The organism is Pseudomonas sp. DD1 (genome assembly GCF_044510355.1).
Classification (GTDB): domain Bacteria; phylum Pseudomonadota; class Gammaproteobacteria; order Pseudomonadales; family Pseudomonadaceae; genus Aquipseudomonas; species Aquipseudomonas shahriarae.
Window position 1 is genome coordinate 656,096 of sequence record NZ_MSAJ01000011.1, and the last position, 14,798, is coordinate 670,893.

At 63.1% G+C, this 14,798-nt stretch carries 12 protein-coding genes; 7 read left to right on the forward strand and 5 right to left on the reverse strand.

Translation table 11 applies throughout. The annotated features are described in order from the left end of the window. Positions 1–13: 13 nt before the first annotated feature. From PSFL_RS10780 to PSFL_RS10790, 3 genes are all read right to left on the reverse strand, one after another. Positions 14–958 carry a FecR family protein gene (locus PSFL_RS10780; protein ID WP_170044260.1) on the reverse strand — a complete coding sequence of 315 codons (945 nt, stop codon included), beginning with the start codon at positions 956–958 and terminating at the stop codon, positions 14–16. Next, on the reverse strand, positions 958–1,500 hold the full coding sequence (locus tag PSFL_RS10785; RefSeq protein WP_057959224.1) for a sigma-70 family RNA polymerase sigma factor: 543 nt from the start codon (positions 1,498–1,500) through the stop codon (positions 958–960). Before PSFL_RS10785 ends, PSFL_RS10780 begins: the two co-directional genes overlap by 1 nt. A gap of 168 nt (positions 1,501–1,668) precedes the next feature. Continuing rightward, positions 1,669–3,816, reverse strand: a complete 2,148-nt coding sequence (locus tag PSFL_RS10790) for a TonB-dependent receptor family protein (RefSeq protein WP_397469995.1) — start codon at positions 3,814–3,816, stop codon at positions 1,669–1,671. A 126-nt stretch (positions 3,817–3,942) separates the two neighbouring features. Between PSFL_RS10790 and PSFL_RS10795 the strand changes: the two genes are divergently transcribed. Further along, positions 3,943–4,779, forward strand: a complete 837-nt coding sequence (locus PSFL_RS10795) for a 5'-nucleotidase, lipoprotein e(P4) family (protein WP_115128462.1) — start codon at positions 3,943–3,945, stop codon at positions 4,777–4,779. On the opposite strand, the gene PSFL_RS10800 is transcribed toward PSFL_RS10795, so the two are convergent. Continuing rightward, complete coding sequence (locus PSFL_RS10800) at positions 4,764–4,940, reverse strand: hypothetical protein (protein ID WP_181818266.1); 177 nt, start codon at positions 4,938–4,940, stop codon at positions 4,764–4,766. The genes PSFL_RS10795 and PSFL_RS10800 overlap by 16 nt on opposite strands. A gap of 717 nt (positions 4,941–5,657) precedes the next feature. Next, a complete protein-coding gene (locus tag PSFL_RS10805; RefSeq protein WP_170044262.1) occupies positions 5,658–6,425 on the reverse strand; it encodes an AraC family transcriptional regulator in 768 nt (255 codons plus the stop codon). A gap of 200 nt (positions 6,426–6,625) precedes the next feature. Here PSFL_RS10805 and PSFL_RS10810 point away from each other — a divergent pair, with 200 nt between their 5' ends. From PSFL_RS10810 to proP, 6 genes are all read left to right on the forward strand, one after another. After that, positions 6,626–8,242 carry an APC family permease gene (locus PSFL_RS10810; protein ID WP_115128464.1) on the forward strand — a complete coding sequence of 539 codons (1,617 nt, stop codon included), beginning with the start codon at positions 6,626–6,628 and terminating at the stop codon, positions 8,240–8,242. 26 nt (positions 8,243–8,268) lie between these two features. Next, positions 8,269–9,195, forward strand: coding sequence for a 4-hydroxyproline epimerase (locus PSFL_RS10815; protein WP_057441004.1), 927 nt, complete (start codon positions 8,269–8,271; stop codon positions 9,193–9,195). A gap of 44 nt (positions 9,196–9,239) precedes the next feature. Then, complete coding sequence (locus PSFL_RS10820) at positions 9,240–10,187, forward strand: dihydrodipicolinate synthase family protein (RefSeq protein WP_057441006.1); 948 nt, start codon at positions 9,240–9,242, stop codon at positions 10,185–10,187. A 55-nt stretch (positions 10,188–10,242) separates the two neighbouring features. Beyond that, positions 10,243–11,814, forward strand: a complete 1,572-nt coding sequence (locus PSFL_RS10825) for an aldehyde dehydrogenase (NADP(+)) (protein WP_115128465.1) — start codon at positions 10,243–10,245, stop codon at positions 11,812–11,814. 2 nt (positions 11,815–11,816) lie between these two features. Next, positions 11,817–13,088, forward strand: a complete 1,272-nt coding sequence (locus PSFL_RS10830; RefSeq protein ID WP_115128466.1) for an FAD-binding oxidoreductase — start codon at positions 11,817–11,819, stop codon at positions 13,086–13,088. 130 nt (positions 13,089–13,218) lie between these two features. Next, the gene (gene proP / locus PSFL_RS10835; protein WP_115128467.1) at positions 13,219–14,721 is read left to right on the forward strand and encodes a glycine betaine/L-proline transporter ProP; all 1,503 of its coding nucleotides are present in this window, start codon (positions 13,219–13,221) and stop codon (positions 14,719–14,721) included. Positions 14,722–14,798 lie beyond the last annotated feature (77 nt).

The following is a 14,798-nucleotide window of genomic DNA, read 5'->3' on the forward strand; positions in this document are numbered from 1 at the left end:
GTCTTCAGGCACATCAGAGGGGTTTGATCACCACCAGCAGGTCGGTGAAATGCTCCACTTTGATCGGCAGGTTATCCGCCAGGGTCGCCAGCGCTGCGTCGCTGTCATCGAGCTTGAACACCCCTGACACGCGCATGCCTTGCAACGCCTGGGGATCAAAACGCACCACGCCATGGCGATAGCTGGCCAGGGTTTGCAGGACCTCGCTCAACGGCCGGTCATCCACCGTGAGCAAGCCCCGGGTCCAGGCCGCCGGGTCGCCGCTGCCGACCGCTTGCGCTGGCTGGGCGTGGCCCTGCTTGAGGATCGCGCGCTGGCCTGCCATGACCTTCACCGCCTCGCTGTGATTGCCTTTGGCGGCCACCGTTGATTCGATCACCGTGACCACGGTCGAGCCATCCACCGCGCGCTGGACCAGGAAACGCGTGCCCAATGCGGTCGCCGTACCCTGGTCGGTACGCACCACAAATGGCCGCTGCGCATCCTTGGCCACCTCGACCCACATCTCGCCCTTGAGCAACTCGATTACACGCTGCTGGCCGTCGAATTTCACGTCCAGTGCCGAGTTGCTGTTGAGCTGCACCTGGCTGCCATCGGCCAGGACCACCTGGCTCCGTTCGCCGACGCCGGTACGTTGGTCGGCCATCCACAGTGGCAGTTGCTCGACGCTCGCCCAGCCGAGCACCAACACACCCAACAGCCCCAGGACCTGCCCGCCGCGCACAGCGTACCCGGGCTTGCGTGGGATGAAGGCTTGATTCAATGCCAGGCGTGCCGGTTCGGCAGGCAATTCATCGAAGCTGCCCCACAATGCCCCCATGCGCTCGAAAGCCACCCGATGGCGTGGGTCAGCCTCACACCACTCTTCAAATGCCTGGCGGTCAGCGGCGCTGACCTCCTCGTCATTGAGCAGCGCCAACCATTGCGCTGCCTCGCTGACAATCTGTTCGGCGGACATCAAAGCGGATCCGCGCCATGCAGCGTCTGGTAGCAATGCACCAGCGCGCTGGAGATGTAGTTTTTTACTGTGCTGGAGGAGACCTGGAGCTGGGCCGCGATTTCACTGTAGGTCAGGCCGTCCAGGCGACTGAGCAGAAACGCTTCGCGGGCCTTGTCCGGCAGGCCGGCGAGCATCAGCGCAATGCGTTCCAGGGCCTGCAGCGCGACATGAATGGTCGCCGGATCGGGCATGCCAGCGTCTTCGTACTGGATCGCCAGGGCTTGCATATAGGCTTTCTCGATCTTGCGTCGCCGCGCACCGTCAATCAGCAAGCGCCCGGCAGTGGTCGCGAGAAATGCCCGAGGCTCCTGAATATTGTGGGGCTCGGCCAGCAGCAACACCCGCACAAATGCATCCTGGGCCAGGTCCGCCGCATGCTGCGAACAGCCGAGTTTCTTGCGCAGCCAACCCTGCAACCAGGAATGGTGGTCGCTGTAGAGCGCGGTGAGTGTCTGCTGGCGGCGGGCTATATCACAATCGGCCACAGGAAAGTCATGCATGCGCAAAAGTTTCTCAAACAAGAAAGATTACCAATCGCGCAAACGATGACAGTAAAACGATGGCAGGGCAAGAGCTCGGCAACGAACCCCAGGCACATCCAGACCAGCTGTCCCCCACGGGTGCAGGAGGCCCGACTTATGGCGAGGGATTCGCCGGCAATGGCCTGCTTAGCGCAAGCTCCAGGACACCCCGGCATACACGCCCATGCCATCGCCCGGCGTCGAGCGCGCCATATCCTTGCCATGGTCGTCATAGCCCGGGGTCACGGTATTGGCATAGCGCTGGTTGGTCAGGTTGCGCAGGTCGACCCAGGCTTGCCAGTCCTGCTTCGGCGCGTCATAGCCAACGGTGGCGCCCAATAAGCCATAGGCTCGCGCGTAGTAGGAGTTGGCGTAGTCCACCGCCACCCGCGAGGAATACTCGCCATTGAGGCTGCTGAAAAAGCCGCTGGGATGGCTGTAGCGCACCTGCGCCTGGTAATAGTGCTTGGGGATACCGGGCAATGTGTTGTCGCCAAAACGCGGGTCGTCGCGGTAGTGGAAGTTGCTGTAGGTGTAGGCCTGGCGCAGGGCCAGGCGACCAGTGTTGCCGCCCTCCCACAACGGGGTGGTGAGGCTCAGTTCCAGGCCTTGGTGAATGGTCGGGCTGGCGTTGGATTCGGCGACCACCTGCGACAGGTTGGGCGTAGCCGCCTGGGTCTCGACGCTGAGCAACTCATGGCGCACCAGCGAGTGATACAGCGCCAGATCCCATTGGCCGAACCAGGCTTCGCCGCGTCCGCCCACTTCCAGGGTGGTGGCGGTCTGGTTTTGCAGTTCCACGCCTTCGCGGGCCAAGCCGGAAGCCGGATTATTAACATCTTTGGCAAAGAACTTATTGGAACCCCAGATCATCGACCAGGCATGCGGCGGCTCCACCGAGCGGCTCAGGTTGCCATACACCTGCAATTGCGGGTTGAAGTCATAGCGCAGGCCCACGCGCGGGGCATAGTCCCAGGCATGAGTGCTCAAGGGGGCATGGGTCTCGGGATAGGTGACTTCGGTTTCGCGACGGGTATAGATCGCCGCCAGCCCGGTGGTCAGCCACAGATCGGGCAGCAGCTCCAGGTCGTTGCTCACGTGCAGCACCGTATCCGACCCCAGGTAGCTGTAGTCACGGGTCTTGGTGCCCGGCGCAAAACCGGCGGTGGCACCTGCAGGCACCCGCACGTACTCCGACACACCGTTATTGGGCAGGCCCTGGGTGGTGCGCAGGCCGACCGTGGTCTTGCTGTCGCGTCCCAGCAGGGTGTCCTGACGGATGTAGTTCAAGGTGCCGCTGATATCGGTATACGCTACCTTGAGCCGGTTAGTGCCTTCGCGCAGGTCCATGGGGTAGTCGTGGTACACCAGCCCCGCTTCGATGCGGGAGTTATCGTCCAACTGCAGCGTGGTCTTGTTGGCGATCCAGGTAGAACCCGGCTGCAAGCGCTTGGAGTCGCGCGTCAAATTGAGCGCATTGGCCGCACGCGGGCTGTGCTCGATCTGCTGGCGCGTGAGTTTGCCGGGGCTGTCGTTGGCGGTTTCGCGGTAACGCAAATAGAAGCGGGTTTCCAGGTCCGGGTTGAACCGGTAGCCGAAGTTGGCCGCCACGCCCTTGCCACTGCCGGCGCTTTGTTGCTGGAAGCCATCGTAGTCAGTGTCGGTCAGGCTGATGTAATAGTCGGCATCGCCCAGCACTTGCCCGGAGCTGATTTCCCGCTGGGCATACCCGTGGCTGCCGGCCTCGTAGCGCACGCGCAACTTGGGCGCATCGTAGCCGGTGCGGGTGACATAGTTGACCGCCCCGCCCAGGGCCAGTGCGCCCCGGTCGAAACCGTTGGCACCGCGCAGCACTTCGACGCGGCTGAGCCACAGCGGGTCCTTGAGTTCATAAGGCGTGCCGCCGGGGCCGGTGAGTGGCAGGCCGTCGATGGTTTCATACAGGCCGGACGCATGGCTGCCGGGGCCACGGTTGATGCCCGAGCCGCGAATGGAGATTTTCACCCCTTCGTTATTCGCCGCCTTGGCATAGATGCCGGCCTGGTACTTGAGCACGTCTTCATTGCTGCTGACCCGCCCCTGCTCGACGCTGGCCATGTCAACGTAGTTGGTCCCACCGGGTACCTGCTTGAGTTGCGCCTGGGCCGCTTCGCCTTCGCTCAGTTCGGTGCTGGTGACTTGCAGCGGCGCCAACTGCAGCGCCTCATCGGCCTGGGCCAGGTGGCTGAACGTCAGGGCAGCCCCCAAGCCGAGCCAGCGCGGGGAAAGAACAAGCAGAGGTTGTCGCAGGCGCATGGGCCGTATCCTTGAAGAGGTCTGCGGTTGGAAGCCGCGGATCATACGCAGGTCACGCACAAACCTCGTCGATTAGGCTAATGTGCTGGCCCTGAGCGCCCCTTCACTCTTGAGGCCGAGCCTTTCATGCGCAATCTCACCTTCGCCAGCATCTGCCTGTTCTCTTCACTATTGGTCGGTTGCCAACAGCACCCACCGGCCAACGACCAACTGGATGCGGTGCTCTGGACCCAAACCTCCATCGAGCATGAGTTGATCTATCGCCAGGTGTTTGCCAACGCCACCCGCCAGCTCGACGTGGCCCTGGCCAGCAAGGACTGGGACGCCCTGCCCTTTGCCCCGCGCAACCTCAGCGGCCTGCCGCCGGCGGTGATCGTCGATATCGACGAAACCCTGCTGGACAACGTGCCACTCAACGCGCGGGACATCATCAACAACCAGGTCTACTCCTATGATCGCTGGAACACCTGGGTCGACCAGGCCAAGGCCCAGGCCCTGCCCGGCGCCGTGGCGTTTGTGCAGGCGGCGCAGCAACGCGGGATCAAAGTGTATTACCTGACCAACCGCGAACACAGCCAGGTCCAGGCCACGGTCGCTAACCTGCGCCTGCGTGGTTTCCCGGTGGACAGCAACCAACAAATACTGGCGGCCGCCACCCCGACCGGCCATTGCGAACAGGCCGGCTACGGCAAAAACTGCCGCCGCCAGTGGGTCGCCAGCCAGGCGCGGGTGCTGTTGATGGTCGGGGATTCCCTGGGGGATTTCGTCCAGGCCGAACACAACACCCTGGCCGCCCAACACCGGGCGGTCGAGCCCTATACAGGCTGGTTCGGCCAGCGCTGGTTCCTGCTGCCGAATCCCACCTACGGCAACTGGTACAGCGCACCCTACGCCGACCGCGAAGAGATTCCATTTGAGCAGAAGCGCTTTTTCAAGCGTGAGGTCCTTCAGTTGCAGCAATGAAGATCCAAGGTGGCTGAAATGCAATCCTCCATCCCCTGAAGATCGAGGTGGGAGCTGTCGAGCCCCGGCGAGGCTGCGATGGCGGCGGCATTGCGGGGGTTGATGTTGGCTGAACTACCGCTATCGCAGGCAAGCCAGCTCCCACATTGGATCTTCAGCATATTGAGCACCGTATGCATCCTGCGGTGGCAGCTGAAATGCAATCCTCCACCCCTTGAAGATCGAGGTGGGAGCTGTCGAGCCCCAGCGAGGCTGCGATGGCGGCAGCATTGCTGGGATTGATGTTGGCTGACCCACCGCTATCGCAGGCAAGCCAGCTCCCACCTTGGATCTTCAGCACACTGAGCACCGTGTGCATCCTGCGGTGGCAGTGAAATGCAATCCTCCACCCCCTGAAGATCGAGGTGGGAGCTGTCGAGCCCCGGCGAGGCGGCGATGGCGGCGGTATTGCTGGGGTTGATGTTGGCTGACCCACCGCTATCGCTGGCAAGCCAGCTCCCACCTTGGATCTTCAGCACATTGAGCACCGTGTGCATCCTGCGGTGGTAGTGAAATGCAATCTTCCAAACCCTGAAGATCAAGGTGGGAGCTGTCGAGCCCCGGCGAGGCTGCGATGGCGGCGGCATTGCTGGGATTGATGTTGGCTGACCCGCCGCTATCGCAGGCAAGCCAGCTCCCACCTAGGATCCTCAGTACATTGAGCACCGTATGCATCCTGCGATGGCAGCTGAAACGCAATCTTCCAAACCCTGAAGATCGAGGTGGGAGCTGTCGAGCCCCGGCGAGGCTGCGATGGCGGCGGCATTGCTGGGGTTGATGTTGGCTGACCCACCGCTATCGCTGGCAAGCCATCTGTCACAGGGACTTGCGCCCACTCCTTAGCTGGTGGCCTGCCGATACTGACGCGGCGTAAAGCCAGTCAACGCCTTGAACTGGCGGGTGAATGCACTGTGGTCGGTGTAGCCGCATTGCAGGGCCACTTCGGTGATCGGCAACTCGGTGTGCAACAGGCGATGGGCATGTTCCAGGCGCACTTTCTGGATCATCTGCCGGGGTGTCAGGTGGAATACGCGCTTGCAGTAACGCTCCAGTTGCGCCACCGAGATGCCGGCGATGCGTGTCAGTTCGCCGAGGGTCACGCGCTGGTTGAAATGGGCGCGGATGTGTTCGTCCACCGCCGCCAGGCGCTGATAGGCCGGGTGGGTCTCGCTGGCGGATTGCAGGTCGACCGAAATCCCAGCCAAGCCGATGATCGCCCCCTCGCGGTTATACAACGGCCATTTGTGGGTCAGGCACCAACCGGGTTCACGGCTGCCGTACAGGTGCAACTCCAGCTGGTCCTCCAGTACCAGGCCCTGTTCCAGTACGCGCCGATCCTGTTCGGTATAGCCCGGCCCCAACTGCGCGGGGAACACTTCGGCGCTGGTCTTGCCCAGTAACGGGCGCCGGTCTTTCAAGCCACAGCGCTGCACCAGGGTGTGGTTGGCCATGACATAGCGCGCCTGCACATCCTTGATAAACATCGTCGCATTGGGGATCACGTCGAGCATCGGCAACAGCATGGCCACGCCCGCCAGCAGCTGTTCGAGGCTGTGGGGGCGCTGCTCATCGCCCTGGCACAGGGTTGCAAACGCGTTGTGCATCATGCCGCTCACCGCCTCGTTTATCGCCTCGCCGGGCCAGCAGATTGCCCGATGGCCGGGGCCCTGTCGAGTGCCGTTGCCCACCTGGCAATTGTGCTGAATTCGTCATTGATAGCCGCGCAAAACATCAATCGCCAGCGCGCCGATGGGTTCACTGTAGCGCCACTGCATGCCTATCCAATAACCCACAAGAAGGCGCCGCTATGTCAGCCCAAGGCAAGTTCAAGAAACAGCTGTCTCTGATCGACCTCACCTTTATCGGCCTGGGAGCCATCTTCGGTTCCGGTTGGTTGTTTGCCGCCAGTCACGTGTCGTCCATTGCCGGCCCCGCGGGGATTTTTTCCTGGTTGCTCGGCGGTTTTGCCGTGCTGTTGCTGGGCATTGTGTATTGCGAATTGGGCGCCGCCCTGCCCCGTGCCGGGGGCGTGGTGCGCTACCCGGTGTATTCCCACGGCCCGCTGCTGGGCTACCTGATGGGCTTTATCACGCTGATCGCGTTTTCCAGCCTGGTGGCGATTGAAGTGGTTGCCGCAAGGCAATATGCCGCCGCCTGGTTTCCCGAGTTGACCAAGGCTGGCTCCAGCGACCCCACCCCCCTCGGCTGGCTGGTGCAGTTCGGCCTGCTCTGCCTGTTTTTCGTGCTCAATTACCGCAGCGTCAAGACCTTCGCCATCGCCAATAACCTGGTCAGCATTTTCAAGTTCATCGTGCCGCTGCTGGTGATCGGCGTGCTGTTCACCTTCTTCAAACCGGCCAACTTCCACTCCCAGGGGTTCGCGCCGTTCGGCCTGTCGGGGATTGAAATGGCGGTGTCCGCCGGCGGGGTGATTTTTGCCTATCTGGGGCTGACGCCGATCATCTCGGTGGCCAGCGAAGTGAAAAACCCACAACGCACCATTCCCATTGCCCTGATCCTTTCGGTGCTGCTGTCCACGGCAATTTATGTGCTGCTGCAAGTGGCCTTCCTCGGCGGCGTGCCCACCGAAATGCTCGCCAATGGCTGGGCCGGCATCAGCAAGGAACTGGCCCTGCCCTATCGCGATATCGCCCTGGCCCTGGGCGTGGGCTGGCTGGCCTACCTGGTGGTGGCCGACGCGGTGATCTCCCCCAGCGGCTGCGGCAATATCTATATGAACGCCACGCCACGGGTGATCTATGGCTGGGCGCAGACCGGCACCTTCTTCAAGATTTTCACGCGTATTGATGAGAAATCCGGCATCCCGCGCCCGGCGTTGTGGCTGACCTTTGGCTTGTCGGTGTTCTGGACCCTGCCGTTCCCGTCCTGGGAGGCGCTGATCAATGTGGTGTCCGCCGCCCTGGTGTTGAGCTACGCCGTGGCCCCGGTGTGCGTGGCTGCGCTGCGACGCAATGCGCCGGACATGCCGCGCCCGTTCCGGGTCAAGTGGATGAGTGTGCTGGGCCCGCTGTCGTTCATCATCGCCGCGCTGATCGTCTACTGGTCGGGCTGGAACACCGTGTCCTGGTTGCTGGGCCTGCAAATCGTGATGTTTGTGGTGTACCTGCTGTGCCGCCGCCTGGTGCCGACCCAGCACCTGAGCATCGCCCAGCAAGTGCGCTCCAGCGCGTGGCTGATCGGCTTCTACACCGTGACCATGGTGCTGTCGAAACTCGGCAGTTTCGGCGGCCTGGGCGTGCTCAGCCATCCCTTCGACACCCTGGTCGTCGCCGCCTGCGCCATGGGCATCTACTACTGGGGTGCGGCCACCGGCGTGCCGGCGCACTTGGTAGAACTGGAACACGAAGACGACGAAAGCGAAGCCGTGCTGCCCACTACCGGCATGCACCCGGCGAACGCGTAATTGGCCAATCACCAAGGAATAGCTGGATGAAACGACTGCATGTGATTGACTCCCACACCGGCGGCGAACCGACGCGCCTGATCATCAATGGCTTCCCGCAACTGGCCGGCCAGACCATCGCCGAGCAGCTCGAGAGCCTGCGCACCGAGCACGACCCATGGCGCCGCGCGTGCCTGCTGGAGCCCCGTGGCAACGATGTACTGGTCGGCGCGCTGTACTGCGAGCCGGTTTCGCCGGGGGCCACCTGCGGGGTGATTTTTTTCAACAACGCCGGCTACCTCGGCATGTGTGGCCACGGCACCATCGGCCTGATTGCCTCGTTGCACTACTTGGGCCGCATCGCGCCAGGGGTGCACAGCATCGACACGCCGGTGGGCCAAGTCAGCGCCACCCTGCATGAGGACGGCGCGGTCACCCTGCGCAACGTGCCCGCCTATCGCTATCGCCAGCAGGTGCCCGTGGATGTACCGGGGCATGGCCGGATCTACGGCGATATTGCCTGGGGCGGCAACTGGTTTTTCCTGGTGTCCGAGCACGGCCAGGATGTGCACATGGCCAATGTCGAGGTCCTTACCGACTTCACCTGGGCCATGCTCAAGGCCCTCGAAGCCCAAGGCATCCATGGCGCAGACGGCGCGTTGATCGACCATATCGAACTGTTCGCCGATGACGAGCAGGCCGACAGCCGCAACTTCGTCATGTGCCCCGGCAAGGCCTACGACCGCTCGCCCTGCGGCACGGGTACCAGCGCCAAGCTGGCGTGCCTGGCCGCCGATGGAAAGCTTCAGGCCGGTGAGCCCTGGGTACAAGCCAGCATCACCGCCAGCCAATTCGAAGGCCGTTTTGAATGGGAGGGCGAACGCATCCGCCCCTTCATCACCGGCCGCGCCTATATGACCGCCGACAGCACCTTGCTGATCGACGAACAGGACCCCTTCGCCTGGGGCATTTGAGCACCCGGCAGCGTTACAACAGACCCTTCCAAGGAGATAGAACCATGAGCGATAACATTTTCACCGGCTGCATCCCTGCCCTGATGACCCCGTGCACCGCCGAGCGTCAGCCGGACTTCGACGCCCTGGTCGCCAAGGGCCGCGAACTGATCGACATCGGCATGAGCGCCGTGGTGTATTGCGGCTCCATGGGCGACTGGCCGTTGCTCACCGAAGCCCAGCGCCAGGAAGGCGTGGCGCGCCTGGTGGCTGCGGGCATCCCGACCATTGTCGGCACCGGGGCGGTCAACAGCCGTGAAGCAATATCCCATGCCGCCCACGCCGCCAAGGTCGGCGCCCACGGTTTGATGGTCATCCCACGGGTGCTGTCCCGTGGCGCTTCGGCCACTGCGCAAAAGGCCCACTTCGCGGCGATCCTCAGCGCCGCACCGAACCTGCCGTCGGTGATCTACAACAGCCCCTACTACGGCTTCGCCACACGCGCCGACCTGTTCTTTGAACTGCGCCGCGAGTACCCGAACCTGATCGGCTTCAAGGAGTTCGGCGGCGGCGCCGACCTGCGCTATGCGGCCGAACACATCACCTCCAAGGACGATGACGTGACCCTGATGGTCGGTGTCGATACCCAGGTGGTGCACGGTTTCGTCAACTGCAACGCCACCGGCGCGATCACTGGCATCGGCAACGCCCTGCCACGGGAAGTCCTGCAACTGGTGGCCCTGAGTAAGAAGGCCGCCAAGGGCGATGCCAAGGCCCGGCGCCAGGCCCGGGAGCTGGAGGCGGCGCTGGCGGTGCTGTCGTCCTTTGATGAAGGCTGCGACCTGGTGCTCTATTACAAGCACCTGATGGTGCTCAATGGCGACCTGGAATACAGCCTGCACTTCAACGACAGCGATGTGCTCAGCGATGCCCAGCGCCGGTATGCCGAGCACCAGTACGCGCTGTTCCGCCAGTGGTACGCCAACTGGTCGGCAGAACAGAACGTCGACTGACTGCTCGTACGCCGCTGCTACACAGCGGCGTCCCTTCTTTTTTCAGGAACAGGCCATGACTCTGACAGGCAATATGCTGATCGGTCAGCACTCCATTCCCGGCACCCGCACAGCCATCCGTGCAATCAACCCAGCCACCGATGCTGCGCTGGAGCCGGCCTATCCCGGCAGTTCCACCGAGCAGGTGGCCCAGGCGTGCGCGTTGGCGTGGTCAGCCTTCGACAGCTACCGCGAGACATCCCTGGCGGCGCGTGCTGAATTCCTCGAAACCATCGCCAGCGAAATCGAAGCCCTCGGCGATGAACTGATCGAGCGTGCCGTGGCCGAAACCGGCTTGCCCCACGCGCGGATTCAGGGCGAACGGGGCCGCACCTGCCAGCAACTGCGCACCTTCGCCCGCACCGTACGCGCTGGCGAATGGCTGGACGTGCGGGTCGATGGCGCCCAACCAGGCCGCCAGCCCCTGCCCCGTGCCGACCTGCGCCAACGCCAGGTGCCGCTGGGCCCGGTGGCCGTATTCGGCGCCAGTAACTTCCCGCTGGCGTTCTCGGTGGCCGGCGGTGATACCGCTTCAGCCCTCGCCGCCGGTTGCCCGGTGATCGTCAAGGCCCACGGCGCCCACCCCGGCACCAGCGAACTGGTGGCCCGCGCGCTGGCCCGTGCCGTGAAGCAGTGTGGTATGCCCGAGGGCGTGTTTTCCCTGCTGTACGGTTCCGGACGCGAAGTGGGGATTGCCCTGGTCAGCGACCCAAGGATCAAGGCAGTGGGATTCACCGGCTCGCAAAGTGGCGGTATCGCCTTGTGCCAGGCGGCCCAGACACGGCCGGAGCCCATTCCGGTGTACGCGGAAATGAGCGCCATCAACCCGCTGTACCTGTTTGCGGGCGCCCTCAAGGCGCGCGGCGAAGCACTGGCACAAGGGTTTGTCGCCTCATTGACCCAGGGCGCCGGGCAGTTCTGCACCAACCCCGGCCTGGTGATTGCGGTTCAAGGTCCGGAACTGCAGCAGTTTGTCAGCCTCGCCAGCGACTTGCTGCAACGCAGCCCTGCGCAGACCATGCTCACACCGGGCATCTTCCAGGCCTATGAGGCGGGCGTCGGCGCACTGGCTGAGCATGCCCACTGCCTGGCCAGCGGGTTGCAGGCGCAAGGGCCGAACCAATGCCAGGCGCAGCTGTTTACTACCCACGCGCAAGACTTCCTTACCAACCCGCATTTGCAGGCCGAAGTCTTCGGAGCCGCCTCGCTCCTGGTGCAGTGCGCGGACAACGCGCAAATGCGCCAAGTGACTGAGCACCTCGAAGGCCAGTTGACCGCCACCCTGCACCTGGATGAGGGCGATGTTGAACAGGCACGGGCATTGCTGCCGGCCCTTGAGCGCAAGGCTGGCCGCCTGCTGGTCAATGGCTGGCCGACCGGGGTCGAGGTGTGTGATGCCATGGTGCATGGCGGGCCCTTCCCCGCGACCTCGGACTCGCGCTCGACCTCGGTCGGCACCGCCGCGATCCTGCGTTTCCTGCGGCCGGTGTGCTACCAGGACTTCCCCGACAGCCTGCTGCCCGACGCACTGAAACAAGGCAATCCGCTGCGGCTGCGACGCTTGCTCGACGGCCAGAGAGAAGCCTGATCATGCTCGACAATCGTCAACCCGAGATCGACATCGCGGTGGTCGGCGCCGGCATCATCGGCGTCGCCTGCGCGCTGCAACTGGCGCACCAGGGCCGGCGCGTGGTGGTCATCGACCAGCAGGAACCGGGGATGGGCGCCTCGTTCGGCAATGCCGGGCATTTGGCCACCGAACAGGTGTTCCCCATCGCCGACCTGTCGATCCTGATGCGCCTGCCCGCGATGCTCATGGACCCCATGGGGCCGCTGCGCCTGGACTGGAAATACCTGCCCCGTGCCCTGCCCTGGTTTGCTCGGCTATTGTTAAACCTGCGCCCGGCCGCCTACCAGCGCACGGTCGCAGGTATCCGTGCCCTCAACGAAAGCAGCCTGGGCGCCTGGCAGCGCTTGTTGGCGAACATCGACCGGCCCCAGTTGATGCGCGAGGACGGCTCGCTGCTGGTGTTCGAGCGTGCCGAATCGCGGCAAGCAATTGAGGGTTTGCAAGCGCGCATGACCCAGCAGAACGTGCCGGTGGACTGCTGGTCGGCCGACGCCGTGCAGCAGGCCGCACCGCAATTGAGCGAGCGGATCCAGGGGGGCTTGTTCTTTCCCCGCACCGGGCATTTCCTCGATCCGTATCGCGTGGTGTGCGAACTGGTCGAGGCCGCCAAGGCCAGCGGCGTGACCTTTCTCAAGCGCCAGGTCCAGGACGGCCAGCTTCAGAACCAGGGCGTTGCACTGATCACCGACCAGGGCCGCTTGGCCGCACGCCAGGTGGTGATCGCCTGCGGCGCACACTCGGCCAGGCTCACCCAGGCGCTGACCGGCAAAAAGGTGCCCCTGGACACCGAGCGCGGTTATCACCTGATGCTGCCCCATGAACAAGATCGCCTGCCCTTCGCCGTCACCTCACTGGAACGCAAGTTCATCATGACGCCCATGAGCGATGGGCTACGGCTGGCCGGCACCGTGGAATTCGCCGGCCTCGACCGCCCGCCAAACATGCAGCGCGCCTGGCAGTTGCACCGGCTCAGCCGCGGCCTGTTGCGTGACGAACTGAGCGCTGAGGACGCCACGCCGTGGATGGGCTTTCGGCCGTCGTTGCCGGACTCGCTGCCAATCATCGACCGGGTGTGCGACGGCAGAGTGTTGCTTGCTTTCGGGCATCAACATTTGGGGTTGACGCAAGCGGCCGTCACTGCCGAGCTGATCGCGCAGTGGGTATCGCCGATTTATGTGCCTCAGCCCCAGGATTTACCCGTATTGGCGGCCTATCGGTTGGATCGGTTCTGATAGCCCCTTGCAGGAGCAATAGGAAAAAAACATAAAGCGATGAATTATTTAGTGTCCTCATGTATCTGACCCAATAGACCATGCCATTAAAACAATGGCATCGACACCGATCAGCAACAGAGTGACCTGTATGAAATCGCGCAAGAAAAGTGTCAGCCCTATCGGGTTGAAAGACATCACCATTGTCGACGACGCCAAGATGCGCAAGGCGATCACCGCCGCGGCGCTGGGCAATGCCATGGAGTGGTTCGACTTCGGCGTGTATGGCTTTGTCGCCTTCGTACTGGGCAAGGTGTTCTTTCCCGGCGCCGACCCTGGCGTACAGATGATCGCGGCGTTGGCGACCTTTTCCGTGCCGTTTCTGATCCGTCCCCTGGGGGGGCTGTTCTTCGGTGCGTTGGGGGATAAATACGGGCGGCAAAAAGTCCTCGCGGCCACCATCGTGATCATGTCCCTCAGTACCTTTGCCATCGGCCTGATCCCGTCCTATGCCTCGATAGGCATCTGGGCGCCGATCCTGTTGCTGTTGGCCAAAATGGCCCAGGGTTTCTCGGTGGGCGGGGAATATACCGGTGCCTCGATCTTCGTCGCCGAATACGCACCCGACCGCAAGCGCGGCTTTCTCGGCAGCTGGCTGGACTTCGGCTCCATTGCCGGTTTTGTACTCGGCGCCGGCGTGGTAGTCGGGATCTCGTCGGTACTGGGTGAAGAACAGTTCCTGGAATGGGGCTGGCGCCTGCCGTTCTTCCTCGCCCTGCCCCTGGGCATGATCGGCCTGTACCTGCGCCACGCCCTGGAGGAAACCCCGGCCTTCCAGCAGCATGTCGAGAAGCTCGAACAAGGTGACCGCGAAGGCCTGGCACGCGGCCCCCGCGTGTCGTTCAAGGAAATCGCCATCCAACACTGGCGCAGCCTGATGACCTGTGTCGGCGTGGTGGCGGTGACCAACGTCACCTACTACATGCTGCTCACCTACATGCCCAGCTACCTGACACACAACCTGCACTACAGCGAAAACCATGGCGTGCTGATCATCATCGCAATCATGGTGGGCATGCTGTTCGTGCAGCCCTTGATCGGCTTTATCAGCGACAAGGTCGGACGCCGGCCCTTTATCATCGCTGGCAGCATCGGCCTGCTGGCCCTGGCGATTCCGGCCTTTATGCTGATCAACAGCGGCAAGCTGGGGCTGATCTTTGCAGGCTTGCTGATACTGGCAGTGGTGCTGAACTTCTTTATCGGCGTGATGGCGTCCACCCTGCCGGCGATGTTCCCCACCCATATCCGCTATAGCGCCCTGGCCAGTGCATTCAACATCTCGGTGCTGATCGCCGGCCTGACCCCGACTGCCGTGGCCTGGCTGGTGGAAAGCACCAACGACCTGTATATGCCCGCCTACTACCTGATGGTCATTGCCGTGGTGGGCCTGGTCACCGGCCTGACCATGAAGGAAACCGCCAACAAACCCCTGCGCGGCGCGGCGCCGGCGGCGTCGGATATTGAAGAAGCTCGGGAGCTGTTGCAGGAACACCACGACAATATCGAACAGAAAATCGAAGACCTCGACGAGCAGATCGCCGAGCTGGAGGCCAAGCGCAAGAACCTGGCACAACAGCATCCGCGGATTGACTGACTGATCCCACGGGGGATCTCATAGGGACAGAGAACTGTGGTCCCACCACAAATCCAATGTGGGAGCTGGCTTGCCTG